The organism is Pantoea ananatis LMG 2665 (genome assembly GCF_000710035.2).
Taxonomy (GTDB): Bacteria; Pseudomonadota; Gammaproteobacteria; order Enterobacterales; family Enterobacteriaceae; genus Pantoea; species Pantoea ananatis.
Genome location: NZ_JMJJ01000001.1, coordinates 274,719 through 300,223, shown reverse-complemented (window position 1 = coordinate 300,223; position 25,505 = coordinate 274,719). Strand labels below are relative to the sequence as shown.

Annotated in this window: 23 protein-coding genes; 15 read left to right on the top strand and 8 right to left on the bottom strand. The window is 54.5% G+C overall.

Annotated elements, in window-relative coordinates; all coding sequences use genetic code 11:
* Nucleotides 1–4: 4 nt before the first annotated feature.
* The 4 genes from fhuC to hrpB all read right to left on the bottom strand — a co-directional run bounded on the left by fhuC (nt 5) and on the right by hrpB (nt 8,345).
* The gene (fhuC, locus tag EL29_RS01285; protein ID WP_014606558.1) at nt 5–799 is read right to left on the bottom strand and encodes a Fe3+-hydroxamate ABC transporter ATP-binding protein FhuC; all 795 of its coding nucleotides are present in this window, start codon (nt 797–799) and stop codon (nt 5–7) included.
* Between the two features lie 39 nt (nt 800–838).
* The gene (fhuA, locus tag EL29_RS01280; RefSeq protein WP_028714828.1) at nt 839–3,040 is read right to left on the bottom strand and encodes a ferrichrome porin FhuA; all 2,202 of its coding nucleotides are present in this window, start codon (nt 3,038–3,040) and stop codon (nt 839–841) included.
* A 197-nt stretch (nt 3,041–3,237) separates the two neighbouring features.
* Nucleotides 3,238–5,766, bottom strand: coding sequence for a bifunctional glycosyl transferase/transpeptidase (mrcB, locus tag EL29_RS01275; protein ID WP_013024668.1), 2,529 nt, complete (start codon nt 5,764–5,766; stop codon nt 3,238–3,240).
* 83 nt (nt 5,767–5,849) lie between these two features.
* Entirely contained in the window at nt 5,850–8,345 is a 2,496-nt protein-coding gene (gene hrpB, locus EL29_RS01270) for an ATP-dependent helicase HrpB (RefSeq protein WP_028714827.1), read from the bottom strand.
* 36 nt (nt 8,346–8,381) lie between these two features.
* On the opposite strand from hrpB, the gene thpR reads away from it, so the two are divergent.
* From thpR to panD, 9 genes are all read left to right on the top strand, one after another.
* A complete protein-coding gene (thpR, locus tag EL29_RS01265; protein ID WP_028714826.1) occupies nt 8,382–8,909 on the top strand; it encodes an RNA 2',3'-cyclic phosphodiesterase in 528 nt (175 codons plus the stop codon).
* Between the two features lie 11 nt (nt 8,910–8,920).
* Nucleotides 8,921–9,625, top strand: coding sequence for a DNA/RNA nuclease SfsA (gene sfsA / locus EL29_RS01260; RefSeq protein ID WP_014592945.1), 705 nt, complete (start codon nt 8,921–8,923; stop codon nt 9,623–9,625).
* A 249-nt stretch (nt 9,626–9,874) separates the two neighbouring features.
* Nucleotides 9,875–10,330, top strand: a complete 456-nt coding sequence (gene dksA, locus EL29_RS01255; protein WP_006117731.1) for an RNA polymerase-binding protein DksA — start codon at nt 9,875–9,877, stop codon at nt 10,328–10,330.
* Between the two features lie 70 nt (nt 10,331–10,400).
* The gene (gene gluQRS / locus EL29_RS01250) at nt 10,401–11,282 is read left to right on the top strand and encodes a tRNA glutamyl-Q(34) synthetase GluQRS (RefSeq protein ID WP_022622248.1); all 882 of its coding nucleotides are present in this window, start codon (nt 10,401–10,403) and stop codon (nt 11,280–11,282) included.
* An 86-nt stretch (nt 11,283–11,368) separates the two neighbouring features.
* Nucleotides 11,369–12,787, top strand: coding sequence for a polynucleotide adenylyltransferase PcnB (pcnB, locus tag EL29_RS01245; protein WP_206099803.1), 1,419 nt, complete (start codon nt 11,369–11,371; stop codon nt 12,785–12,787).
* On the top strand, nt 12,784–13,269 hold the full coding sequence (folK, locus tag EL29_RS01240; RefSeq protein ID WP_013024661.1) for a 2-amino-4-hydroxy-6-hydroxymethyldihydropteridine diphosphokinase: 486 nt from the start codon (nt 12,784–12,786) through the stop codon (nt 13,267–13,269). Before pcnB ends, folK begins: the two co-directional genes overlap by 4 nt.
* Nucleotides 13,270–13,352: 83 nt before the next feature.
* Nucleotides 13,353–14,147, top strand: a complete 795-nt coding sequence (panB, locus tag EL29_RS01235; protein ID WP_019106435.1) for a 3-methyl-2-oxobutanoate hydroxymethyltransferase — start codon at nt 13,353–13,355, stop codon at nt 14,145–14,147.
* 15 nt (nt 14,148–14,162) lie between these two features.
* Nucleotides 14,163–15,017, top strand: coding sequence for a pantoate--beta-alanine ligase (panC, locus tag EL29_RS01230; RefSeq protein WP_013024659.1), 855 nt, complete (start codon nt 14,163–14,165; stop codon nt 15,015–15,017).
* A 44-nt stretch (nt 15,018–15,061) separates the two neighbouring features.
* Nucleotides 15,062–15,442 (top strand): aspartate 1-decarboxylase, encoded by a 381-nt coding sequence (gene panD / locus EL29_RS01225; RefSeq protein ID WP_013024658.1) that lies wholly within the window; start codon nt 15,062–15,064, stop codon nt 15,440–15,442.
* A 55-nt stretch (nt 15,443–15,497) separates the two neighbouring features.
* On the opposite strand, the gene EL29_RS01220 is transcribed toward panD, so the two are convergent.
* Both EL29_RS01220 and EL29_RS01215 read right to left on the bottom strand, forming a co-directional pair.
* Nucleotides 15,498–16,268: an ABC transporter permease gene (locus EL29_RS01220; protein ID WP_013024657.1), complete on the bottom strand. Its 771-nt coding sequence runs from the start codon at nt 16,266–16,268 to the stop codon at nt 15,498–15,500.
* The gene (locus EL29_RS01215; RefSeq protein WP_028714825.1) at nt 16,265–17,191 is read right to left on the bottom strand and encodes an ABC transporter ATP-binding protein; all 927 of its coding nucleotides are present in this window, start codon (nt 17,189–17,191) and stop codon (nt 16,265–16,267) included. The genes EL29_RS01220 and EL29_RS01215 overlap by 4 nt, the downstream gene beginning before the upstream one ends.
* 106 nt (nt 17,192–17,297) lie before the next feature.
* On the opposite strand from EL29_RS01215, the gene can reads away from it, so the two are divergent.
* Nucleotides 17,298–17,963, top strand: a complete 666-nt coding sequence (gene can / locus EL29_RS01210; protein WP_014606563.1) for a carbonate dehydratase — start codon at nt 17,298–17,300, stop codon at nt 17,961–17,963.
* A 69-nt stretch (nt 17,964–18,032) separates the two neighbouring features.
* Here the strand turns inward: can and hpt are convergent, their stop codons facing one another.
* Nucleotides 18,033–18,569, bottom strand: a complete 537-nt coding sequence (gene hpt, locus EL29_RS01205) for a hypoxanthine phosphoribosyltransferase (protein ID WP_013024654.1) — start codon at nt 18,567–18,569, stop codon at nt 18,033–18,035.
* Nucleotides 18,570–18,803: 234 nt separating this feature from the next.
* Between hpt and EL29_RS01200 the strand changes: the two genes are divergently transcribed.
* Nucleotides 18,804–20,087, top strand: coding sequence for a cystathionine gamma-synthase family protein (locus tag EL29_RS01200; protein WP_028714824.1), 1,284 nt, complete (start codon nt 18,804–18,806; stop codon nt 20,085–20,087).
* On the opposite strand, the gene cueO is transcribed toward EL29_RS01200, so the two are convergent.
* A complete protein-coding gene (gene cueO, locus EL29_RS01195) occupies nt 20,088–21,689 on the bottom strand; it encodes a multicopper oxidase CueO (protein ID WP_028714823.1) in 1,602 nt (533 codons plus the stop codon). It lies immediately after the preceding gene.
* A gap of 158 nt (nt 21,690–21,847) precedes the next feature.
* Here cueO and EL29_RS01190 point away from each other — a divergent pair, with 158 nt between their 5' ends.
* The 4 genes from EL29_RS01190 to EL29_RS01175 all read left to right on the top strand — a co-directional run bounded on the left by EL29_RS01190 (nt 21,848) and on the right by EL29_RS01175 (nt 25,504).
* Nucleotides 21,848–22,195 (top strand): YacC family pilotin-like protein, encoded by a 348-nt coding sequence (locus EL29_RS01190; RefSeq protein ID WP_014606565.1) that lies wholly within the window; start codon nt 21,848–21,850, stop codon nt 22,193–22,195.
* A 108-nt stretch (nt 22,196–22,303) separates the two neighbouring features.
* Entirely contained in the window at nt 22,304–23,167 is an 864-nt protein-coding gene (speE, locus tag EL29_RS01185) for a polyamine aminopropyltransferase (RefSeq protein WP_014606566.1), read from the top strand.
* A 28-nt stretch (nt 23,168–23,195) separates the two neighbouring features.
* Entirely contained in the window at nt 23,196–24,005 is an 810-nt protein-coding gene (gene speD / locus EL29_RS01180; RefSeq protein WP_013024649.1) for an adenosylmethionine decarboxylase, read from the top strand.
* Between the two features lie 731 nt (nt 24,006–24,736).
* Nucleotides 24,737–25,504 (top strand): alpha/beta fold hydrolase, encoded by a 768-nt coding sequence (locus EL29_RS01175; RefSeq protein WP_227008665.1) that lies wholly within the window; start codon nt 24,737–24,739, stop codon nt 25,502–25,504.
* The last annotated feature ends 1 nt before the right edge of the window (nt 25,505 follow it).

The window sequence follows — 25,505 nt, the reverse complement described above, 5'->3', positions numbered from 1 at the left end:
GTCCTTAACACACAAAGCTCACCGGCGCGCCGCCGCCAGGATGGGGAAAGATCCCCATTGGAATACCATAGATATCCTGCAAAACGTCCGCCTGCATGATGTGCTCCGGGCCGCCTTGCGCGATAAGCCCGCCGCCACGTAATGCCACCAGATGGTCGCAGTAACGGGCCGCCATGTTGATGTCATGCAATACGGTAATGACGGTTAAGCCATGCTCCCGGCTCAGCGTCTGAATCAGGGCCAGCACGTCCACCTGGTGGGCAATGTCCAGTGCGGAAGTGGGTTCATCCAGCAGCAGACAGCGGCTGTTTTGCGCCACCATCATCGCCAGCCAGGCCCGTTGCCGTTCCCCACCCGATAAGCTGTCTACCAGACGAGAGGCAAAAGGCGTTAATCCGACGAGCGAAATCGCCTGCTCAACGCGTGCCCGGTCCTCCTGACTGAAACGTCCCAGCGCCCCATGCCAGGGATAACGCCCGATGGCCACCAGCTCACGCACCGTCATGCCTTCGGCAGCCGGTAACTGCTGCGGTAAATAGGCGACCTCACGGGCAAACACTTTGCTTTTTAAGCTCTCTACAGGCCGACCGTTAAGGAGCACCCGGCCTTCGCTGGCCGCATGATGCCGCCCCAACATTTTTAACAGCGTGGATTTGCCTGAACCGTTATGACCTATCAGTGCGGTCACTTTGCCTGGTGTAAAAGAGAGAGACAGCGGCTGGAGAAGCGTGCGACCGGGTACACGAAAGCTGGCATTCTCCAGTTGGAAGGTCGTTTGTTGATGCTGCGGAAGCTGCATGGTAATCCCTGTAAACGGGCGCCGGAGCGCCCTCATCTATCAGAACCGGAACGTGGCGGTACCTGTAATCTGCCGTTCTGCGCCCCAGTAGCACGCATACTCACGGTAACAACTGGCAACGTAGTCGCGGTTAAACAGGTTGTTAACGTTAACGCCTACCGTTGAGCCAGGCAAACCAAAACGTCCTAAATCATATTTCAGTGCAGCATCGACAGTGGTATAACCCGCCACGCTAAAGTTCTGGTTGGCATCAGGACCTGTGCTATACAGCCCCTGACTTTCGCCCACGTAACGGACGCCCGCTCCGACCGTGACGCCTGACAGCGCGGTTTCGTGGAAGGTATAGTCACTCCACAGTGACGCCATGTGTTTGGGCACCTGTACCGGGGTTTTGCCCTGGAGCTGGGTATCTTCCGTATACTCGGCATCGGTATAGGTATAAGAGGCCGTCAGGTTTACGTTGGCGTTTAGCGCCGCTTTGGCTTCCAGTTCCAAACCGCGAGAACGGATTTCGCCGCTCTGGATGCTGAAATTAGGACTGTTAGGATCAGCTGTTAAGTTTTTGGTCTTTGTCAGCTCATAAATCGCGGCCGTGACAACGACAGGGCGATCTTTTGGCACAAACTTTACGCCCGTTTCATACTGCTTAGCGCGTGAAGGGTCGAAAGGTTGACCACTTTGAGTCGTTCCGGATGTCGGAATGAAGGATTCGCTATAACTGAAATACGGCGCGATACCATTATCGAACACATAGTTTAAGCCGCCACGCCAGGTAAACGCCTGGTCATGACTTTTAACTTCGGTACTGCTACTGCGATTAAAAGCAGAGGTCATTGCGTAATCATAGCGACTGCCCAATGTCAGTACCCAACGATCCCATTCCATCTGGTCTTGTGCATACAGGCCGGTTTGCTCCTGTTTGTTGAGATAGCGATACGGGAAAGCTGTGCCGTTTAGCGCGTCATTGCCGTATTGCGGATTAACCGCATTCAACGGGAATGCTGAGCCAAAAGCCGCATTAATATCATTTCGCATGCGCTGATAATCAACGCCAAGCAGTAACGTATGATCAAGCTGGCCGGTGGCAAATTTAGCCTGAGCCTGATTATCTACCGCAAACTGATTCAGTTTCTCGTCTGAAGCCGCAGACCCGCGGGTGATTTGCTGAGTGGTTGCATCAAAGCCGTTTCCATAGATACTGCGGTAATCCGTGGTTAACTCGGCATAGCGCAGATTCTGACGCACCGTCCAGGTATCATCAAAACGGTGCTCGAAGCTGTAGCCCAGCATTTTGGTGTTGCGTGAGATGCGGTTGCTCTTCTCGCCCTCATCAAAGTTGGTCGGCAGTTTGTACTGGCTGCCATCAGGCCGGGTGATCGGCACCACGGTCCCTTCACGCGGCAGCCAGCCGTAGTAGCCGGTGTCCGGCTCGTTCTGGAAATAGGTCAGCAGATCTAAACGGGTATTTTCATCCGGACGCCAGCTGAATGAAGGGGCGATAGTGTAACGCTTTTGTTTATTGTTCGCCTGTTGGGCATCCTGGCTGCTGGCCTGGCCTGTCAGGCGATAGCTGTATACGCCCGCATCGTCTATGGCACCGCCAAAGTCGAAACCGGTGGAGTAAAGATTATGGTTGCCCATCTGGAACTGGACTTCGCGCAGCGTTTCCTGAGTGGGACGCTTGCTGACTAAAGCGACAACCCCACCGGGATTGCTTTTACCGTACAGCACGGAAACCGGACCGCGCAGCAGTTCAGCCCGCTCCAGAAAATAGGGATCGATAGCGAATTCAGAGTAGTTGTCACCCTGCAGCTTCAGCCCATCAAGATACTGATTGGTGTTGGTTTCGCTAAAGCCGCGAATCGACAGCGCGTCAATGACCGAAGAGCTGCCGCGGTTGCCGGTGAGTACGCCTGGCGTATAGTTAAACGCCTGCTTGACGCTGCTGACGTTGCGCATCTCCATCTCTTCACGCGTGACCACGGAAACCGACTGCGGGTTCTTTTCAATCGGCGTATCCGTTTTGGTACCGGTAGCGCTGCGTTTCGCAGCAACGGTGGCCGCCGGTCCCCACGGATTTTCCTGCCCGACAGCGGCACCACCGTTGGCCGAAACCACCACCGTTTGTTCGGCGAAGGCCAGCGAACTTGCGCCGCAGGAAAGCAGCGCAATCATCAGTGCCAGATGGCGACGGGTAAATAACCTTTGTGGGAAACCAAAAGTGGTAGTGCGCGCAGTCATGAAGGTGTCTCTCAAATGGGGATGAATAAGCGAATCGAAACGATAATGATTATTATAACGTTTCGATAATATGCGAGATCCAACATTTTCTGCAAGCGGAATTCCCTTCAGTGGCGCTGTTTGTCGCTCGATTCCTTCATCATCAGCAGGCACAAAAAAAGGCACCGGAGTGCCTTTTTTTAACCGCTTTTAGCCGGTTATTTACCAAACATATCTTTTATCCAGCCCGCAACGCCATCACTGTCTTTCTGTTCCTGTTGTTGCTGCTGTTGCAATTGTTGCTGCTGTTGCTGTTGTTGTTGCTGCTGCATTTGCTGCTGCTGAACCTGCTGCTGCTGCTGTTGACACAGCGCGTTGGGATCCAGCGCCCAAACCGGTAGCGAACGCCAGGTGCTGCTGCCCGAGCCACAAACAAAGTTGCCTGCCGAATCTATATTCATCATCGTGACATCTTCAGGCGGCGTCAGCTGCAACGGCATGGGTGCCTGGTTATCAAGATAGCGACGATAGATCTGCATGGCGCCGCTGGCACCGTACAGTTTGGTGGGCTGGTTGTTATCACGCCCTACCCAGGTTATCGCTACTTCTTTACCGTCGATGCCCGCAAACCAGCTGTCGATCAGGTCGTTTGTGGTGCCTGTTTTACCTGCCAGATGCGCATTCGGGAAACGCGCGCCCAGGGCGCGCGCTGTACCGTGATCGGCAACCTGCTGCATCGTGTAGAGCGTTAAATAGGCCGCCTGCGCCGGTTCAACCCGCTGGGCCTGTGGGAAGCTCTGGTACAGTACGGTTCCGTCTTCCGCAATGACGGAGCGCACTGCAGACAGATCGGCACGATTCCCTCCGCTGGCAATCGACTGGAACGCCTGGGCAACTTCAACCGGCGTCAGGTTGAGTGCGCCCAGCAGCATAGCCGGCACCGGGTTGAGCTGATCTTTTGGCACGCCCAGTTTGGTCCAGGTATCCACCACTGCATTGAGCCCCAGCGTCATGCCCAGGTTCACCGTTGGCACGTTCATAGAGTTGGTTAACGCGTCCACCAGCATAACTTTGCCACTGAAGCGGCGGTCGTCATTCATGGGTTTCCAGACGCTGCCGTTGGGCTGTTTCAGCGCAATAGGTTCGTCGGCGATCCATGTATTCAGCCGGTACGTATTCGGCTGGCTCAGTGCGGTAAGATACGTCGCGGGTTTCGCCAGAGAACCAATTGAACGGCGAGCCTGTAACGCACGGTTATAGCCTGCAAACTGCGGATCGGCGCCGCCGACCATCGCGCGAACTTCACCCGTGAAGCGGTCAACGACCACCATTGCGGTTTCCAGATCTTTCAAACCGCGCTGCTTTTTCAGGGTGGGAATACCGTCGATCACCGCTTTTTCAGCGGCATCCTGTGAGACCGGATCTAACGTGGTGAAAATTTTCACACCCGACAGATCTTTGACCTTGTCGCCCAGCTTCGCCTGCAGCTCATTGCGTACCATTTGCATAAAGGCAGGCTGAGGCGTGATCACACCGCCTTTCGGTTGCACGCCTAACGGACGGGCTGACAGCATGTCATACAGTTCCTGGTCGATGACTTTCTGCTGCTGCAGTAAGCGCAGAACCAGATTGCGTCGTTCCAGCGCCAGCTTCGGGTTACGCCATGGATTATAGAGCGAAGCGCCTTTTACCATGCCAACCAGCATTGCCTGCTGATCGAGGCTCAGTTCATCTACCGGTCGGCCAAAGTAGTAAAGGCTGGCCAGGGGGAAACCACGAATCTGATCGTTACCTGCCTGGCCGAGGTACACCTCGTTAAGGTAAAGCTCCAGAATGCGATCTTTACTGTAACGGGCGTCCATGATCACGGCCATATAGGCTTCACGCGCTTTACGCCACAGTGAACGCTCGTTGGTCAGGAACAGGTTTTTTACCAGCTGCTGAGTCAGCGTGCTGCCGCCCTGCACCGCTTTACCTGCCGTAATATTCGCGACGAAGGCACGACCGATAGAATAGGGGCTGATACCGTCATGCTCGTAAAAATGGCGATCTTCGGTGGCAATCAGCGTATCAACCAGCAGATCCGGGAAACCCGCACGGGGCACAAACAGGCGTTGTTCACCGTTGGGTGACTGCAGCATGGTAATCAGACGTGGATCAAGACGGAAGAAACCAAAATCACGTCCGGTTTCAACGTTTTTAATCTCGCTGAGTTCATCTTTGCTAAAGGTCATACGGGCATGGATCTGCCCCTCTTTGCTGTCCGGAAAATCAAACGGACGGCGCAACAGTTCAATGGTGTTGCCCTTGACCGAGAACTCACCCGGGCGCGTAATACGTGAAACTTCACGGTATTGCGTGCCTTCAAGCAGCGCGATCATTTCACTTTTGTTGTAGGCCATGCCAGGTTCAAGGCTGACCATACGACCATATACGGCGGCGGGCAGCTGCCAGACTTTCCCGTCTATACGGCTGCGAATTTCCGAGTCGAGGTATACGCCCCACGCGGCCATTACCACCACAAATACCAGGAACAGCTTAATTAACCATCCCAGCCAACGGCGTTTGCCGCGCGGCGGTTTTCCACCTTTACCTTTACGTGGCACCGGCGCTTCCTCCTCGTAGTCATCATCAAAATCGTCCTGAGCATCGTCATCGATGTCTCTGCGCCGCCCACGGCGGGCGCTGCTGCGCGGTGGCAGCGGTTTTCCTTTGCGCCCAATAGGTTCGCGATCGTTCCCAGACATGCGTTTTATTCTCCAGGCATAGCTTACGGCTGCGCCGCTACTCTAACTGCTTTCTTCACTGTCGCATGGCAGAACCCTCTGAATTAACCTGAGGTTCCGCCCTGTGACGTATTCTTTTTTGTCCGCCTTGTCGGCAAGGCAGAGGCAGGATCGTCAGGCCAGGGATGTTTGGGATAACGCCCTTTCATCTCTTTTTGCACGTCCGCATAGGCACCCCGCCAGAAGGCCGCAAGATCGCGGGTGATCTGTAAAGGGCGCTGGGCGGGCGATAACAGCTCCAGTACCAGTGGAACCCGCCCTTCTGCCACGGTCGGATTGCTGGCTTCGCCAAACATTTCCTGGATGCGTACCGCCAGTGCAGGCGGTTTATCCGCATCATAGCGGATGGGCAGCCGACTTCCGGTGGGCACAGTGTAATGAGTTGGCAGCACAGTATCCAGCCGCTGACGTTGTGACCATGTGAGCAAATGTAAGAGCGCGCTGACAAGGTTCACGGACTGTAAACTCTTCAGGTCGCGCACTCCGCTCATCTCAGGCAGAAGCCAGTGTTCGAGCGACTCAAGCAGGCTGGCGTCATCAACCTGAGGCCATGGCTCCTCGGGTAACCATTGGGCCGCACACTGAATGCGCAGGCGCAACTGCCCGGACGCCGGCGTCCAGCCCAACACCGAGAGTCCTTTTTTACTGATCCACCGTAGCATGGCCGCCTGCAGTACTTCTGCATCGGGCCGGGCAAGCGGTTGGGTTTTCAGGACCAGTTCGCCAATCTGCTCACGCCGCAACGTGCGCAGTGTGCCTTTCTCCTCATCCCATTCCACCTCGGTACGCTGTTCAACGAGCAGCGGACACTGTTGCGTCAAGGTATCAATATCGACGGGCATGGCCAGCAGGATGCGCGCGTCCGGCGCGCTGCTGCCTTGTAACAATGTGGGCGCGATTAACCATTCGTAACGCGTCAGTGCCTGTTGTTCGTCCAGCATCGCGCCCAGTCCGTTAGCGAGCTGATACCGGCCGCTGTTATCACGACGTCGTGCCAGGCGGTCGCTGAATCCAGCAGTCAGCAGCGCGGCAAACCGGTCTTCGTCCACCCGGCCACCCAGGACGCCGATGCGTTTTTGCCAGTGCTGTGCGCGGCGTTGCCACTGAGGCGATGGACGATAAAGCGCGTCACGTAAATCGACGCTGGCGCTGCGAGGAGGATCTTCCAGAATGGCCACCAGCAAGGCCGCGCTGGCAACGGCATCAGCGTCGCCGCCTGCCGCACATAACATCGCGCTAAGACGGGCGTCGCTGCCCAACTGCGCCATTCGTCGTCCCTGGGCATTAAGATGGCCCTGATCGTCCAGCGCCCCCAGCCGCAACAGCTGCTGCCGGGCCGCACGCAAATGCTTTTCCGGCGGCAGATCGATCCACTGTAGCTGATCGATACGGGTACATCCCCACTGCAGCAGCTCCAGCCACAGCGAGGTGAGATCGCTGTGCAAAATTTCCGCTTCGCTCTGCGCAGGCGCGCGTGAGGCCTGTTCCTGCGCTACCAGATGCAGGCAAATACCGGGCATGACACGTCCGGCTCGTCCGGCGCGCTGCGTCATGGAGGCCTGACTGACGCGCTGGGTCTGCAGCCGCGTCACACCGCTGCGGGCATCAAACAGCGCGCTTCGTTCCTGCGCGCTGTCCACCACCAGGCGAATGCCTTCAATTGTCAGGCTGGTTTCGGCGATGTTGGTCGCCAGCACCACTTTGCGGCGTCCGCTGGCGGCAGGCAGGATGGCCCGTTGCTGGGCCGCAAGGGGAAGTGCGCCATACAGCGGAGTCAGATCCACATCAGCGTCAACGCGCGCTTCCAGCTCTCGCTTTACCCGCTCGATTTCCGCAACGCCAGGCAGAAACAACAGCAGTGAGCCCGTTTCCTCTCGCAGCAACTGCGCGACTTCGCGCGCCACCGCCTCTTCAAACCGCAGAGTCTGGCTCAGCGCCGTGTAGCGGCGTTCAACCGGGTAGCTCCGCCCTTCCGAGGTAATGAGAGGGGCATTCGGTAACAAGGCTGCCAGCCTGGCGTTATCGAGCGTCGCCGACATCAGCAGGATTTTCAAATCTTCACGCAACCCCTGCTGCACGTCCAGCAGCAGCGCCAGCGCCAGATCGGCCTGGAGGCTGCGCTCATGAAACTCATCCAGGATAACCAATGATACGCCGTCCAGCATGGGATCCTGCTGCAGCATTCGGGTCAGAATGCCTTCGGTCACCACTTCAAGCCGGGTCATCGGCCCTGCGCAGCTTTCGCCACGCATACGGTAGCCTACGGTCGCGCCGGGTTGTTCACCCAACTGTTCTGCCAGCCGTTGCGCCACATTACGTGCGGCAAGGCGACGCGGCTCCAGCATAATGATGCGTCCCGCTATCGCCTGATGCTGTAAAAGCTGAAGCGGCAACCAGGTGGATTTACCTGCGCCAGTGGGCGCGGCCAGCAGGATGTTTGAGGCGTCGTTAAGCGCGCTCAGAAGGTCAGGCAACACCGCGCTGACGGGTAGATCACTCACCGCAAACTCCACGAATGGCTGTGTTAAGATGGCGCGCATTGTAGCACTCATCCGTGAGGATTGCCGGAGACCGCCATGGCGTCACAACGCTTATTTTTTGCTATTACCCCGCCAGAGGCGCTGCAACAGCAACTGGTGCACTGGCGGGCACACACGTTTAGTGAGGATGCTGGCCGCCCGATTGCAGCCGCCAACCTCCACCTGACGCTGGCTTTTCTGGGGGATGTCTCCCCTGAAACCTCAACCCAGTTGCAGACGCTGGCGTCGCGTATCCGCCAGCCCGCGTTTGACGTCGCATTAGACGATGCGGGCCACTGGCCTCGTCCCGGCGTGGTGTGGCTGGGTTGCCAGCGTCCGTCGCGCGGCTTGTTACAGTTAGCAAGCCTGCTGCGCGCCCAGGCCGCGCGACACGGCTGCGGGCAACCGGCCCAGCCCTTTCATCCCCACGTGACGCTGCTGCGTGCGGCGACGCAGCCCGTCGCCCTGCCCCCTCGCGGCTTTCACTGGCAATTTTCAGCCAGCGAATTTTCCCTTTTCGCCTCCGAGTACGTGCAAGGCCGGACCCGCTACCGCACGCTGGCCAGTTGGCCCTTACTGCCTTAATCAGGAGCCTTATGCTTTTTTCCCCCGTTCTCAAATCTGCGCGACTGGTTACCCGCTATAAGCGTTTTCTGGCCGATGTCGTGACGCCTGAAGGCGAGACGCTGACAATACATTGCGCCAATACCGGCGCAATGACCGGCTGTGCAACCCCGGGCGACACCGTTTGGTATTCAACCTCTGACAGCCTGACGCGCAAATATCCGCATAGCTGGGAGATGACCGAGACGCAGCAGGGCCACTGGATCTGCGTGAATACCCTGCGCGCTAACCAACTGGTACGTGAGGCGCTAAGCAAAAACCAGATTTTACCACTGGCGGGCTACGAGGAATGTCAGGCCGAAGTCAAATATGGCACTGAAAAAAGCCGAATTGATTTCCTGCTCAAGGCACAGGATCGACCTGAGTGCTATATTGAGGTGAAATCCGTGACGCTTTTACAGGAAGGTAAAGGCTATTTTCCGGATGCGGTGACGATTCGAGGACAGAAACACCTGCGCGAGCTGAGTCAGGCTGTGGCAGAGGGTCATCGGGCCGTTTTGTTGTTTGCCGTTCTGCACTCGGGGATTGAGGACGTTTCCCCGGCGCGTCACATTGATGCCGCTTACGCAGAGCAACTGGTACAGGCGCAGCTGAGTGGCGTGGAGATTTTGGCTTATCGGGCAGAACTGTCATCCGCGGGGATGTTATTAACGACGCCGGTTGACGTAACATTGTAATATCACTGGCATCCTTCTGTGATATGACTACCTTCTGTCAGGGGTCAACTACGCTGTTCCTCACAGGCTTGTCAAGATGCGATCAGGAATAATTGCCAACCTTGACTGCTTCTGTTATTTATAGCGGCCTGTTTTTTCCCCGTTGGGGGATCGATGTACCCAGGAGAGGGTCATAAACACGGTCAGCGTGAATGCGCTTACCGATGGCTATCGAAGGGTATAGTGCGTGTTATCCAGGAGAGAAACAACATGCAAGAAGGGCAAAACCGTAAAACATCGTCCCTGAGTATTCTCGCCATCGCTGGGGTGGAGCCTTATCAGGAGAAGCCGGGCGAAGAGTATATGAATGACGCGCAACTGGACCATTTTCGCAAGATTCTGGAAGCCTGGCGCAATCAATTGCGGGACGAAGTCGATCGCACCGTTACACATATGCAGGATGAAGCTGCTAACTTCCCTGACCCGGTTGACCGTGCCGCTCAGGAAGAAGAGTTCAGCCTGGAACTGCGTAACCGCGACCGCGAGCGTAAGTTAATTAAAAAGATCGAGAAAACGCTGAAGAAAGTCGAAGATGATGACTTTGGCTATTGCGATTCCTGTGGCGTAGAGATCGGTATCCGCCGTCTTGAAGCGCGTCCTACCGCCGATCTGTGTATCGACTGTAAGACACTGGCAGAAATTCGTGAGAAGCAAATGGCGGGTTAATGTTGCCGTCTGACTGCAGCCACACGGCGGAAGAAGTCCCACTTTTTCCGCCGTGTGATTCATAACGCCTATGTCATACTCATCCTGCGTTGGGCGCTTCGCGCCATCTCCCTCTGGCGAACTCCATTTCGGCTCCCTGATTGCTGCGTTAGGCAGTTACCTGAGCGCACGTTCACAGCACGGCCGCTGGCTGGTTCGTATTGAAGATATCGATCCGCCGCGCGAAGTCGCCGGTGCCGCAACGCGTATTCTGCAACAGCTGGAGCATTACGGCCTGTTCTGGGATGGCGAGGTGATGTGGCAATCCCAGAGACACAACGCTTATCGCGATGCACTGCACTGGTTAAGAGCGCACCGTCAAAGTTATTTCTGCACCTGTACCCGAAGCCGCATTCAGCAAGCCGGTGGCTTTTATGATGGTCACTGTCGGGATCGTCAACGCGGTCCCGAAGGTGCGGCCCTGCGCCTGCGCCAGCATGCGCCTGTTTATGGTTTTCAGGATCGGCTCAGAGGCGAGATCATTGCCGATCGGCGGCTGGCTGAGGAAGATTTTATCATTCATCGTCGTGATGGGCTGTTTGCTTACAATCTGGCTGTCGTCGTGGACGATCATCATCAGGGCATCACGGAAATTGTGCGCGGTGCAGACTTAATTGAGCCTACGGTACGGCAGATTGCCCTTTACCAGCAATTTGGCTGGACGCTGCCGGACTATTTGCATTTGCCGCTGGCAACGACGGCCGATGGTCACAAACTTTCTAAGCAAAATCATGCGCCCGCGTTACCGGAAGGGGATACGCGGCCGAGCCTGGTGCAGGCTTTACGCTTTCTGGGGCAGCCTGTCGCCGAAGGCTGGATGGACAAAACGCAGGAGAAACTGCTGTCTGACGCCGTGAAGCAGTGGAATATCGCTTTGATACCTCACGATAACGCCCTGATAACGGATGCATAGACAACAGCATTCTCAAATGATTCACAACAGGCTATGATTAGCCGCTGATTTTACCTACACCCTAATTGTCACTGTCGAGGTGTCCCATTTTTACCCGAGTCGCTAATTTTTGCCGGAAAGTCCTGAAGCGTGATGACGAGGAAGCACCAGCAGAGGTTGAACCTGAGAGTCATATGACCATCATTCCTCGTGAAAGCCACACCATCTCACGTAAAGACATCAGCGAAAATGCCCTCAAGGTGCTGTATCGTCTGAATAAAGCCGGTTATGAAGCCTATCTTGTTGGCGGCGGCGTGCGCGATTTGCTGCTGGGACAGAAGCCTAAAGACTTCGACGTGACCACAAACGCCACGCCGGAGCAGATGCGTAAACTGTTCCGCAACTGCCGTCTGGTTGGCCGCCGCTTCCGTCTGGCGCACGTGATGTTTGGGCCGGAAGTGATCGAAGTGGCGACATTCCGCGGTCATCATCAGATTGAAGAGACCAGCGACGATCATAACAATTCTCAGCGTGCCCAGAGCGGTATGCTGCTGCGCGACAATATTTTCGGCAGCATCGAAGATGATGCTCAGCGTCGCGATCTGACGATCAACAGCCTCTATTACAGCGTGGCCGATTTTTCGGTGCGGGATTATGTCGGTGGTCTGAACGATCTGCAGCAAGGCATTATTCGCTTGATTGGCGATCCCGAAACCCGTTATCGCGAAGATCCTGTGCGCATGCTGCGCGTTGCGCGTTTCGCTGCCAAATTAAATATGCGTATTGCGCCTGAAACGGCTGAGCCGATTCCCCGTCTGGCGTCGTTACTTCGTGACGTGCCCGCCGCGCGTCTGTTTGAAGAGTCGCTAAAACTGCTGCAGGCCGGCTATGGTTACAGTACCTGGCTTAAGCTGTGTGAATACCAGTTATTTCAGCCGCTGTTCCCTACGCTGGCCCGTAACTTTACCGAGAACGGCGACAGCCACATGGAGCGCATGCTGGCCCAGGTGCTGAAGAACACGGATAACCGTATTCAAAATGATATGCGGGTTAATCCGGCCTTCCTGTTCGCCGCGATGTTCTGGTATCCACAGCTCGAAGCGGCTGAACGCATTGCGCAGGAAAGTGGCCTGACCTATTACGATGCCTTTGCCCTGGCCATGAACGATACGCTGGACGAAGCCTGCCGTGCGTTAGCCATTCCCAAGCGCATCACATCGTTGATTCGCGACATCTGGCAGCTGCAGCTACGCATGTCTCGTCGCCACGGTAAGCGGGCCTGGAAGCTGATGGAGCATCCTAAGTTCCGTGCTGCTTACGACCTGCTCTCGCTGCGAGCGGAGGTAGAAAACAATCCGGAACTGCTGCGCCTGAGTAAGTGGTGGGGAGAGTTCCAGGTTGCCGCGCCGCCACAGCAGAAAACGATGCTGAATACCCTGGGAGACGATCCGGCCCCGCGCAGCCGCACGCGCCGCCCTCGTCGCCGTTCAACGGCTCCGCGTCGTGATAACAACAACGCCTCATGACCCGGGTTTATCTGGCATTAGGCAGTAACCTTGCCGATCCGCTGCATCAGATTGATGCAGCGCTCTCAGCCCTGGACGCTCTCCCTGAGACTCAACGCGTAGCTACCTCCCCCTTTTACCGCACGCCGCCCTATGGCCCACCCGACCAGCCGGACTACCTTAATGCAGCGGTAGCGCTTGAAACCACGCTCACTGCCGAGGCGCTCCTGGATCAAACCCAGCGAATTGAACGGGAACATGGCCGCGTTCGCAAAGCCGAGCGCTGGGGCCCGCGCACGCTGGATATTGATATCATGCTGTTTGGTACAGCCAGCCTCAACAGCGATCGGCTGATCGTGCCGCATTACGACCTGCTTAATCGCGCATTTATGCTGGTACCGCTGCTGGCGATTGCGCCCAATCTGCACCTGCCTGATGGCCGCCCGCTTCAGCCGCTTCTGGCCAGACTTGACTGCTCCAGCATCCGTCCCTGGCACAGCTGATCATCTATTCACTCGTCACAGATTCCGCTCAGCAACGCGATACAGTAAAATGCGTCCATCTGAATTTCTGAGTTGAGAGCGCCATGAAACCCACCACCATTTCTCATTTGCGTCAGTGGAAAGAAAGCGGCAAAAAATTCGCGACCCTGACCGCCTACGAGTTTAGTTTCGCCCGGCTGTTTGCCGATGAGGGCATTCAGGTGCTACTGGTAGGCGACTCGCTGGGAATGACCGTACAGGGCCATGATTCGACGTTGCCTGTAACGGTAAGCGATATCGCCTACCATACCGCAGCGGTGCGTCGGGGTGCGCCTCAGTCGCTCTTACTGGCTGATCTGCCCTTCATGAGTTATGCCACGCCAGAGCAAACCTTTAATAACGCAGCGCAGCTCATGCGAGCCGGGGCCAATATGGTGAAGCTGGAAGGCGGCGCATGGCTGGCAGAGAGCGTACGCATGCTGACGGAGCGCGCCGTGCCGGTATGTGGCCATCTGGGATTAACGCCGCAGTCTGTGAATATTTTTGGCGGTTATAAAGTACAGGGGCGCGATGAAGCAGGCGCGGAGCAGCTTCTGGCTGATGCGCTGGCTATCGAAGCGGCGGGGGCTCAGCTGCTGGTGCTGGAATGTGTCCCTGTTGCGCTGGCGCAGCGCGTGACCCAGGCGCTGGCGATTCCGGTGATTGGTATCGGCGCAGGTAACGTTACCGACGGTCAGATACTGGTCATGCATGACGCCCTGGGGATCACCGGCGGGCACGTGCCCAAATTTGCGAAAAACTTTCTGGCTGAGACCGGCGACATCCGGGCGGCCATCCGCCGCTATATTGCTGAAGTTGAAGCAGGAAGCTATCCCGCTGTTGAACACAGTTTCCAGTAATTCAGGAGAATTGCCGTGCTGATCATCGACACTCTGCCTATGTTGCGACGTGACGTTCGTCGCTGGCGCGAGCAAGGTAAACGTATCGCGCTGGTGCCGACAATGGGCAACCTGCACGAAGGGCATTTAACGCTGGTCGACGAGGCGCGTGAACGGGGTGATATCGTTATCGTGTCCATTTTCGTCAACCCCATGCAGTTTGATCGTCCTGACGATTTGGCTCGCTATCCGCGTACGCTCCAGGAGGATTGCGAGAAGCTCAACCGTCACGGCGTCGATGTCGTGTTTGCTCCCTCACCTGCCGAGGTTTATCCCCAGGGGCTGGCCAATCAGACGTTCGTAGAGGTCCCGGTGTTGTCATCGCTGCTGGAAGGCGCGAGCCGTCCCGGCCATTTTCGCGGCGTCGCGACCATCGTCAGCAAGTTGTTTAATCTGGTTCAGCCCGATATTGCCTGCTTCGGCGAGAAAGATTTTCAGCAGTTAGCCATCATTCGTAAAATGGTGGCGGATATGGGGTTCGACATTGAGATTGTCGGTGTGCCCACCGTCCGTGCCAAAGATGGCCTGGCGCTCAGCTCACGCAACGGCTATCTCACTGACGATGAACGCAAGCTGGCCCCCGGTTTGAGTCAGGTAATGAATGAAATGGCCGCTCGACTGGCTAATGGCGAGCGGCAGATTGACGATATTATTGATGCCGCGAATCTGTCGCTGCAGGAAAAAGGATTGCGGCCGGATGGCCTGGCAATCTGCGATGCAGAAACGCTAGCCCCTCTGACGGTGGACAGTCAGCGTGCCGTGGTTTTAATGGCGGCCTGGCTGGGGAACGCACGGCTGATCGATAATCAACAGGTCGACCTCACGCAGTAAAGGCTGCAGGTCGTATTTTTGGCTGTATAACAAGGTTTCTGACTATGATTCGCACGGTTTTACAAGGCAAATTGCATCGCGTGAAGGTGACGCAGGCAGACCTCAACTATGAAGGCTCCTGCGCCATCGATCAGGATTTCCTTGATGCTTCTGGCATCCTGCAATACGAAGCCATCGATATTTACAACGTGACCAACGGTCAGCGTTTCTCTACCTATGCTATCGCCGCCGAACGAGGTTCAAAAATCATTTCGGTCAACGGCGCAGCGGCGCGCTGTGCCTGTGAAGGCGATATCCTGATTATCTGCTCCTATGTGCAGGTTGAAGATGCAGAAGCCCGTCAGTGGAAGCCCAACGTGGCCTACTTTGAAGGGGATAATCAGATGAAGCGCCTGGCGAAAGCCTTGCCGGTACAGTTGGCGTAAGCCCGGCCCACATAAAAAAGCAGCGATATCGCTGCTTTTTTTGTCCGTCATGGCATCAGGTACGCAATCCGCGCCCGCGCTGAATCAGGAAGTAGACCGCGATATAGAACACCACGATAAAGGCAATCAGTACCGATAAGGTCAGCGCCAGCGGAACATCGTGGATGCCGAGGAAACCAAAGCGGAAGCCGCTTATCATGTACACCACCGGGTTCAGCTTTGAAATGGCTTGCCACACGGGCGGTAACAGCGTCAGCGAATAAAACACGCCGCCCAGGTAAGTTAATGGCGTCAGTACAAAGGTCGGTATCAGGCTGATATCGTCAAAGGTACGGGCAAACACCGCGTTAATCAGGCCGGCCAGCGAAAACAGCACGGCAGTGAGCAGCAGCGTGACGGCAACCATCATCCATGAATGAACATGGAAAGGGACAAAAAACAGCGACACCGCCGTAACCAGCACACCGACACAAACGCCGCGTGCCACACCGCCACCGACATAGCCCGCAATGATGATGTGCGTCGGCACCGGTGCCACCAGCAGCTCTTCGATATTGCGCTGAAACTTGGCGCTAAAAAACGAGGAAGCCACGTTGGCATAGGCGTTGGTGATCACCGACATCATAATCAGGCCAGGCACAATAAACTGCATGTAGCTGAACCCATTCATATCGCCGATACGCGCACCAATAAGGTTGCCGAAGATAATAAAATACAGCGTCATGGTGATAACGGGTGGCACCAGCGTCTGAATCCAGATACGGGCGAAGCGGTTCACCTCCCTGGCCCAGATGCTCTTTAACGCCACCCAGTACAAATGTGTCATGCTTTAGCTCCTGTTTTTCCTTGCGTCAGGCCGACGAACAGCTCTTCCAGACGATTCGCTTTGTTGCGCATACTCAGTACCTGCACGCCCTGAGCGCTGAGCTGGCTAAATACACTGTTCAGCCCCTGCTCACGTAGGACTTCGACCTCCAGCGTCGATGTATCGACCAGGCGATACTGGAAACCTTCCAGCGACGGCAGCGGACTGCGCGCGGCCAGATCCAGGATAAAGGTTTCCGATTTCAGCTTTGACAGCAGAGATTTCATTGAGGTGTTTTCTACCAGCTCGCCATTTTGAATAATGCCGATGTTGCGGCACAGCATTTCTGCCTCTTCAAGATAGTGAGTGGTCAGAATGATAGTGGTGCCCTGCGCGTTCAGATCTTTCAAAAACACCCACATCGAGCGGCGCAGTTCAATATCGACCCCGGCGGTAGGTTCATCCAGAATCAGCAGCTTGGGCGCATGCATCAGGGCGCGGGCGATCATCAAACGACGTTTCATGCCACCGGACAACATCCGCGCGCGCTCGTTGCGTTTTTCCCACAGGTCGAGTTGCTTCAGGTGCTTTTCCGCACGTTGCAGGGCTTCACGACGCTCAACGCCATAGTAACCGGCCTGATTCACTACGATCTGCATGACCGTTTCAAACGGGTTAAAGTTAAACTCCTGTGGGACAAGGCCCAACTGGCGTTTGGCGTTCACTACGTCTTTTTCCAGATCGTAGCCAAAAACCCTGACGCTGCCCTCAGACTTATTCACCAGCGAACTGATAATGCCGATAGTGGTCGATTTACCAGCGCCGTTAGGCCCTAAAAGCGCATAAAAATCACCGGCTTCGACGTTCAGATCGATGCCCTTGAGCGCCTGTACGCCGCCGGGATAGGTCTTGGTCAGCCGGGAAAGTTCCAGTGCATAGGTCATTCTGAATACATACCCTGTTGTATGGCATTGTAATGCCGTTTGAATTTAGGAAGCCTTCGCCTATAGTACGCGCACGCAAATGCGCAGTAACAGGTTGCTTAACGCCATGACAGATATTGATACCCTGATCAGTAATAACCGCGAATGGTCCACATTACTGGTCAAAGAAGATCCCGGCTTTTTTGAGCGACTGGCTCAGGCGCAAAAACCGCGTTTCCTCTGGATTGGCTGTTCAGACAGCCGCGTGCCCGCCGAACGCCTTACCGGCCTTGAGCCCGGCGAACTGTTTGTTCATCGCAACGTCGCCAACCTGGTCATTCATACCGACCTCAACTGCCTTTCTGTGGTGCAGTACGCGGTAGAGGTGTTAGAAGTTGAACATATCATCGTGTGCGGCCACTATGGCTGCGGTGGTGTTCAGGCCGCTATGGATAACCCGGAGCTGGGTCTCATAGATAACTGGCTGCTGCACATTCGCGATCTCTGGTACAAGCATAGCGTGTTACTGGGGGAACTCCCGCCGGATAAACGCCTGGATAAACTTTGCGAAATCAACGTTGTTGAGCAGGTTTATAATCTTGGGCATTCCACGATTCTGCAATCCGCCTGGAAACGTGGACGCAAAGTGTCGCTCCATGGCTGGGTTTACGGTATCCAGGATGGCTGCCTGCGCAATCTTGATGTGACGGCAAGCAGCCGGGAGAACCTTGAACAACGCTATCGTCACGGCATGGCTAATCTGTTAGTTAAGGGCGATTTTCAGCGCCAGTAACGCTGTTGCGCGACAAGCCTACACGAAACGACGGGCTCAGGCCTTGGAAGAATGTGCGGTCAACGGCATTCAGTCTTCGAGCGGCACCACTTTGCCGATGTAAGGCAGGTGGCGATAATGTTGCGCATAATCAATACCAAAGCCCACCACAAACTCATCGGGAATAGAAAAGCCGACGTATTCAACGTTGACGTTGACTTCCCGACGTTCAGGCTTATCCAGCAGCGTACAAATCGCCAGGGATTTTGGCTCACGCAAGCGCAGGATTTCACGCACTTTCGAAAGCGTGTTACCGGAGTCGATAATGTCTTCGACAATTAAAACATCTTTGCCGCGAATATCTTCATCCAGGTCTTTCAGGATTTTCACATCCCGGGTCGTGGACATACCGCTGCCGTAACTGGATGCGGTCATAAAATCCACTTCGTGCGGAACGTCAATGACGCGGCATAAATCAGCCATAAACATAAATGAGCCACGAAGTAGCCCCACCAGCACCATATCACTGCCGCTGTCGCGGTAATGGTCGGTGATTTCTTTGCCCAGTTCAGCGATGCGCGCGGCGATTGCCTGTTCAGGGATCATTACGTCAACAGTATGTTTCATTGCCTTTTGCCCGGTAGCTCACAAAGCCACGCAGTCTATCATAGTAGAAAGGCGTACTGATGCCGCGCGGAAAAAGCAAACGTTTACGTGTAGTAAAAATCTTCACCTGTCGTCTGGCAGTTGCACAGTCAGCATTACCTTAGAACAACACAGCATTTAACAGCATTAATTGCTGCATGATAGGATTTTATCAACATATCGTTATGCAGTTAACGACCTTATTGGGAGATCTCAATGACTTCACCCTCAAGTAAGAAAACGCACGTTGGCGATCGTCAACTGCATCCTGAAACCCAGATGCTGAATTATGGCTACGATCCTCGCCTGTCGGAAGGTGCCGTGAAGCCGCCCGTGTTTCTTACCTCTACCTTTGTTTTCGACAGCGCAGAAGAAGGCCGCGACTTTTTCGACTATGTTTCAGGCCGTCGTCAGCCTCCGGAAGGCAAAAGCGGCGGACTGGTTTATTCCCGCTTTAATCATCCCAACAGCGAGATCGTAGAAGATCGCCTGGCCATTTACGAACAGGCGGAAAGCTGTGCCCTGTTTGCTTCCGGTATGGCGGCTATCTCGACAACGCTGTTAACCTTTGCACGACCGGGAGAAGTCATTCTGCATTCGCAGCCGCTGTATGGCGGCACGGAAACGTTGCTGAGTAAGACACTGCACAATCTGGACATTCAGGCGGTCGGCTTCAGCGACGGACACGATGAAGCAAAAGTGCGTGATGCGGCTCATCGTGCGATGGCGCAGGGGCGCGTCGCGATGATTCTGGTGGAAACCCCGGCGAATCCCACCAACAGCCTGGTGAATATTGCGCTGATGGGGCGCATCGCCGACGAGATCGATCGGCATCAGGGTTCGCGTCCGGTCATCGCCTGTGATAACACCTTGCTGGGCCCAATTTTTCAACAGCCGCTGACGCTGGGGGCGGACTTATCGCTGTATTCTCTGACGAAATATGTCGGCGGGCACTCTGACCTGATCGCTGGCGCGGTGATGGGTAAGAAAACGCTGATGACGCAAATTCGCGCCCTGCGCAGCGCTATCGGTACGCAACTGGATCCGCACTCAAGCTGGATGATTGGCCGTTCGCTGGAAACGCTGTCGCTGCGCATGGAAAAAGCCTTTCGCAATGCCGAAGCCGTTGCCGCCTTTCTGCAGCCGCATCCTAAGGTAGCAGCGTTGCACTGGTTGCCCTATCTGGATGCAGAAAGCCCCGCGGGCAAAACGTATCGCGAGCAGTGCAGCGGCGCCGGCTCAACCTTCTCTTTTGATATCATGGGCGGACAGCCTGCCGCATTTCGCTTTCTCAATGCGCTTGCGTTGTTTAAGCAGGCCGTTAGCCTGGGCGGCACCGAGTCACTTGCCAGCCATCCCGGCACAACCACGCATTCTGGCGTGCCGGATGCGGTCCGTGAGCGCATCGGTATCACCGACGCGACGATACGCTTATCGATCGGCATCGAGCATGCCGGAGATCTGGTAGAAGACATCCGGTTGGCCCTCGAACAAGCCTGATCAGGTCACGGTGAAGCCCAGCATCATCCCGGTATCTTCATGCTCCAGCAAATGGCAGTGGGCCATATAAGCATGATCGGCGGCGGCGGTGTGATTGAAACGCACCAGTACTTCACTGCGCCAGCCGTCGACATTCACCATGTCTTTCCATCCCTGACGATGGGCGGCGGGCGGTTTGCCGTTTTCTGAAAGAATACGGAACTGCGTACCGTGAATATGAAAAGGATGCAGCATGCTGTCGCCTTCGCCGGAAATGGTCCATTTTTCCACGGCGCCCTGCTTCACATTGAAGGCGGGACGCGTCATATCAAATGCCAGACCGTTAATTTTATTGCCGTTATGGAAATCATAGGCGGCAGCGGACATTGCGCCATGGTCCATATTTTGGTGATCCATCGTCTCTGCGCCGCTGTCATGTTTCATCTCGCTCGCGTCGTTGCCCATTGGCATAGCGTGCTGCCCTCCTTTGCCCATGGCTTTCTCACCGTAACGCGCCATTAACGCCTGCATACCTTGCTGATCCAACTGGGGATCCATACTGAGCTGCAGCCAGCGCGTTGTCAGGCCTTCTGTTTTTGGCACAGCTGGCAGCGTGGCGAGCTGGTCGGGTAAAGTTGCACTGGCCATGATCCGCAGCGGCAAGATATTCACCAGCGGCAGGGGGCGATCGAAAGGTGCCAGCGTCATGCCCATTTGCGTGACCGGCAGCGTAACGATATCAAAGGCGTTGCCGTCAGAGGTATCGACCATGATCTCAAAACGCTCACCAGGGAGCAGCGGAAGTGAATCCACTTTCACCGGCTCCGACAGCAGCCCACCGTCACTGGCGATAACATACAGGGGACGTTTGTCGCTGGCCGCGATATGCAGCGAACGGGCATTGCAGCCGTTAAGCAGGCGCAGACGTAGCCAGCCACGCGGCACGGCGTGCTGCGGATACTGCACGCCATTCGTCAGCATCATGTCGCCAAACCAGCCCACCGCCGCGCGCATCACGTCAAGTTGATAATCGATATGCTCGCCAGACTGACTCAGCTGCTTATCCTGAAAGATAAGCGGTACATCGTCGGTGCCCCACTGGCTGGGCAGCCGAAGCGTACCTGACGGCTGATCCTCCAGCAAAATTAACCCCGCCAGGCCCTGAGCGACCTGATGGCCGGTTTTGCCGTGTAGATGCGGATGGTACCAGCAGGTTGCCGCAGGCTGATCCGGGGTAAAGGTCACCTGACGCATCGCACCCGGCGCAATGACGCCCTGTGGGCCGCCGTCTACCTCACCGGGAATGTCCAGCCCGTGCCAGTGAAGCGTCGTCGCTTCTTTAAGCCGGTTATGAATGTTGATGGTGGCTGCCGTACCGCGCTTCAGGCGAATCGCCGGGCCCAGCAGGCTGCCATTGTAGCCCCAGGTGGGTACGGCTTTCCCCTGCCACTGCGTCGTGCCCTCCATCGCCGTCAGGCTGTACAGGCCATTCGCATCCGCCTCCAGCAACGCGGGGATAGGAAGCGGCGGTCGGGTAGCGGCCATGAGCGAGCGGCTCCAGAGCGGCAGCGCACCCGCCGCGCCCAGTGCCGCGCTGAGTTTCAAAAAGTGGCGACGTTGCATAATCAGCATCCTTGTAACGAAATTACCTGAAGCCTAAACCCTGCCCTTATGGCAAGGTCAAGCATAGCCGGACAGAATGCCCCGAAAAGCGTAAATTGATCGAAAATCTTTACATAACTGTGCTAACGTCTTAAGACAATTATCTGATGAGAATAACTATGAAGAAAAGCATCAAGATCCTGCTGCTGGCGGGACTCTTCGGCTTCTCCTCCACCAGCTTTGCCCTGAGCGAATCCGAAGCAGAAGATCTTGCCGATCTCACTGCCGTATTCGTTTATTTAAAAAATGATTGTGGCTACCAGGATTTGCCCGATGCGCAGATTCGTAAGGCGTTGGTGTTTTTTGCTCAGCAGAACCGCTGGGACTTAAGCAATTACAACAACTACAACATGAAAGCCCTCGGCGAAGCCAGCTATCGTGATTTAAGCGGCATCGCCATTGCTAATGACCAAAAATGTAAGTCGTTGGCCCGGGATTCTCTCAGCCTGCTTGCTTATGTAAAGTAGCGCGCCAGCCCGCTCTCCCACCAGACATTTGCCCGTGCAAGGACTATCATAGTTAGCTATGATGTCCCGCCGATTTTCGGGGTGATGTCACGAAAGGAGAGCTTCATCATGGCCCAAAATGAGATGTGGTATGAAACACTTCATGCCGGCTTTGGCCAGTATTTTACCGTCGATAAACAGCTTTATCGGGATAAAACGGCCCACCAGGATTTAATCATCTTTGAAAACGCGGCCATGGGTCGCGTCATGGCGCTGGATGGCGTGGTGCAAACAACCGAACGTGATGAGTTTATCTATCACGAGATGATGACGCACGTGCCGTTGCTGGCTCACGGCTCGGCAAAAAGCGTGCTGATCATCGGCGGCGGCGACGGTGCCATGTTGCGCGAAGTGTCCCGCCACGCTGATATCCAAAAAATCACAATGGTCGAGATTGATGCTGGCGTGGTCACCTTTTGCCGTCAGTATTTGCCCAATCACAGTGCCGGCGCTTACGACGATCCGCGTCTCAATCTGGTTATCGATGACGGCGTGAATTTCGTCAATCACACCACTGAAAAGTTTGACGTTATTATCTCAGACTGTACCGATCCCATCGGTCCGGGCGAAAGCCTGTTTACCTCTGAATTCTATGCAGGCTGTAAAAAAGCCCTGAATGAGAACGGTATTTTCGTTGCACAAAACGGCGTCTGCTTCCTGCAGCAGGATGAGGCAGTGAACAGCCATCGTAAACTCAGCCACTACTTCCAGGATGTCAGCTTTTATCAGGCGGCTATCCCGACCTACTATGGCGGGATCATGACGTTTGCCTGGGCCAGCGACAATCCTGCTTTGCGCCAGCCCGACGCGGCCCTGTTACAGGCGCGTTTCGAAGCCTCTGGCTTGCGCTGCCGTTACTATACACCGGCGATTCATACTGGCAGCTTTGCCCTGCCACAATATCTGTTGAATGCACTGGAAGACCCGCGCTGACTGGGCATTTATAAGGGGGTGAATAAAATTGCAAAAGCTAAAACTACATGGCTTCAATAACCTGACCAAAAGCCTGAGTTTTTGTATCTACGATATTTGCTATGCAAATACTGAAGCTGAACGTGATGGGTATATTGCTTATATCGATGAGCAATATAATGCCAATCGCCTGACAGAAATTCTGACCGAAACCTGTTCCATCATTGGCGCAAATGTCCTGAATATTGCCCGTCAGGATTATGAGCCACAGGGTGCCAGCGTGACCATTCTGGTCAGTGAGGAACCCATCGATCCCAAAGATATTGATACGTCAGAACATCCGGGTCCGCTGCCCAACTCCGTCGTTGCGCACCTTGATAAGAGTCATATCTGTGTACATACCTATCCAGAGAGCCACCCAGAAGGCGGCCTTTGCACCTTCCGTGCCGACATCGAAGTATCGACCTGTGGCGTGATCTCCCCTCTTAAGGCGCTTAATTATCTGATTCATCAGCTGGAGTCAGACATCGTCACGGTGGATTATCGTGTGCGCGGCTTCACGCGTGACGTGAACGGCGTGAAACATTTTATCGACCATGAAATCAATTCTATTCAGAACTTTATGTCTGAAGACATGAAGGGCATGTACGACATGGTGGATGTTAACGTTTACCAGGAAAACATCTTTCACACCAAGATGTTATTAAAAGAGTTCGATTTAAAACACTATCTTTTCAATACCCGCCCTGAAGATCTGACGCCTCAGGAGCATAAACGTATTACCGACCTGCTGTGGAAGGAAATGCGTGAGATTTACTACGGCAGAAATATTCCGTCAGTGGGATTAAAAACGTACTAGTCACCCTACCGCTGCCCTGCCCCCTGCGTTGGGGGCCATTTTCTCCTTCGTCATCATCCATGCCTCTTCCGGTTTCAACCAGAACAGGACTTATTATGCGCTGCAAACCAGGATGGCCGCCGTCCGGTTAATTTGCCTCTTCTGGTGGCTTTATCACCTGGTTGCCGCGAGCACTTTTCTTGTAATACGCGCAGAACCCCGCGTCTCACTTTCTCCTGCTCAGCGCTGTCATCGCTGCCCTCCTCCGGCCGTTCTTGTCTCTTTTCCGCTACAACACAGATATTAATTCAAATATTCAGTACTAAACACTAAAAAACCAATCCAGATCCGCCAAAATCATTAATTTAGTTAACATGAATTTCTGTAATGAAAATGATGTGACCTAACAAACTGCATCGCTTTACGCCACGCTAACCAATGCTTTTTCCATGAGGAAGATCACATTATATCGCAAGAAAACATAAGCTTAATTTTTGATTAAAAGTAAGCCATTTAAGGTTAGTCATCTAAAACCTCATTAAAAACCTTAAATATCATAGGCATAAAAATAATCCCATTAAAAAAACCAATAAAACATAAAAATAACTTAATGATCACATCACCCTGTGATATACATTAAAAAAATTTACTTTTCGCGGGTAATCGTTGGTAAGGAGAGTGATATGAGTCACGCATACTCTGTTATAAACATAAACAAACTTAACGTTTATGTGGAATTAGTGAAATGCAGCGTGCCCACACGTAACAGGACCATCCTGATAAATGGCGCGCTGGCGACCTCGTCTTCCTTTCGGAACTGGAAGCGGTTTCTGGCGGATAAATCAGATGTGATTACGTTCGATCTGCCTTTTTCCGGCAAATCGAAACCCTACAATGAGCAGGACTGTAATATCGTTACGCTGGATGATGAAGTGGCGATCATTCGGGAAATTATTTCAATCTATAAGCCTAACATTATTGCCTCTGCTTCGTGGGGCGGCGCATCGACGCTGAAGCTGTTAAATAACGGCGAAGATGGCCTGGAACACGCCATTATTGCGTCTTACTCTTTCGAATTTAACGATCGAATGCGCACCTACGTTAAACAGGCAAATCTGTACTCAAAAGAGAAAAAATTTGTCGATCTTGCGCATTTGATGAACGAAGAAGTCGGCGCCTATTTGCCGAACAAAATGAAATTCTGCAATTTCAGACACCTCACCACGCTGGATGAAATTGAGTACCGCCAGGGGCGCTTCCACCTTGAGCAAATCGCTAATATTCGCAATCATGACTACAAAAGTATTATCGATAATTCGGCATGTCAGTTTCACTTTATCAATGGCGATCTGGATATTCATACGCCGCAGAAAAACATTGAAGAGATTTGCGGCGAGTCGGACAAAACCTGCTTTTATCAGATCAGAGATGCGGGACACTTTTTAGATCTGGAAGGAAAAGTTAGCCGGGAGCGTACGGCTGCCGCCTTTAACACCATTTTTAACCAGATTGGTGTCTGAA

What these genes read in the sequence shown, in the direction of transcription:
- EL29_RS01200 (WP_028714824.1), top strand. Translation starts at nt 18,804, where the DNA reads ATGACTTCACCCTCAAGTAAGAAAACGCACGTTGGCGATCGTCAACTG.
- panD (WP_013024658.1), top strand. Translation starts at nt 15,062, where the DNA reads ATGATTCGCACGGTTTTACAAGGCAAATTGCATCGCGTGAAGGTGACG.
- can (WP_014606563.1), top strand. Translation starts at nt 17,298, where the DNA reads ATGACAGATATTGATACCCTGATCAGTAATAACCGCGAATGGTCCACA.
- thpR (WP_028714826.1), top strand. Translation starts at nt 8,382, where the DNA reads ATGGCGTCACAACGCTTATTTTTTGCTATTACCCCGCCAGAGGCGCTG.
- cueO (WP_028714823.1), bottom strand. Translation starts at nt 21,689, where the DNA reads ATGCAACGTCGCCACTTTTTGAAACTCAGCGCGGCACTGGGCGCGGCG.
- fhuA (WP_028714828.1), bottom strand. Translation starts at nt 3,040, where the DNA reads ATGACTGCGCGCACTACCACTTTTGGTTTCCCACAAAGGTTATTTACC.
- fhuC (WP_014606558.1), bottom strand. Translation starts at nt 799, where the DNA reads ATGCAGCTTCCGCAGCATCAACAAACGACCTTCCAACTGGAGAATGCC.
- EL29_RS01215 (WP_028714825.1), bottom strand. Translation starts at nt 17,191, where the DNA reads ATGACCTATGCACTGGAACTTTCCCGGCTGACCAAGACCTATCCCGGC.
- folK (WP_013024661.1), top strand. Translation starts at nt 12,784, where the DNA reads ATGACCCGGGTTTATCTGGCATTAGGCAGTAACCTTGCCGATCCGCTG.
- hpt (WP_013024654.1), bottom strand. Translation starts at nt 18,569, where the DNA reads ATGAAACATACTGTTGACGTAATGATCCCTGAACAGGCAATCGCCGCG.
- hrpB (WP_028714827.1), bottom strand. Translation starts at nt 8,345, where the DNA reads ATGCGCGCCATCTTAACACAGCCATTCGTGGAGTTTGCGGTGAGTGAT.
- EL29_RS01220 (WP_013024657.1), bottom strand. Translation starts at nt 16,268, where the DNA reads ATGACACATTTGTACTGGGTGGCGTTAAAGAGCATCTGGGCCAGGGAG.
- sfsA (WP_014592945.1), top strand. Translation starts at nt 8,921, where the DNA reads ATGCTTTTTTCCCCCGTTCTCAAATCTGCGCGACTGGTTACCCGCTAT.
- mrcB (WP_013024668.1), bottom strand. Translation starts at nt 5,766, where the DNA reads ATGTCTGGGAACGATCGCGAACCTATTGGGCGCAAAGGAAAACCGCTG.
- speE (WP_014606566.1), top strand. Translation starts at nt 22,304, where the DNA reads ATGGCCCAAAATGAGATGTGGTATGAAACACTTCATGCCGGCTTTGGC.
- panB (WP_019106435.1), top strand. Translation starts at nt 13,353, where the DNA reads ATGAAACCCACCACCATTTCTCATTTGCGTCAGTGGAAAGAAAGCGGC.
- dksA (WP_006117731.1), top strand. Translation starts at nt 9,875, where the DNA reads ATGCAAGAAGGGCAAAACCGTAAAACATCGTCCCTGAGTATTCTCGCC.
- EL29_RS01190 (WP_014606565.1), top strand. Translation starts at nt 21,848, where the DNA reads ATGAAGAAAAGCATCAAGATCCTGCTGCTGGCGGGACTCTTCGGCTTC.
- gluQRS (WP_022622248.1), top strand. Translation starts at nt 10,401, where the DNA reads ATGTCATACTCATCCTGCGTTGGGCGCTTCGCGCCATCTCCCTCTGGC.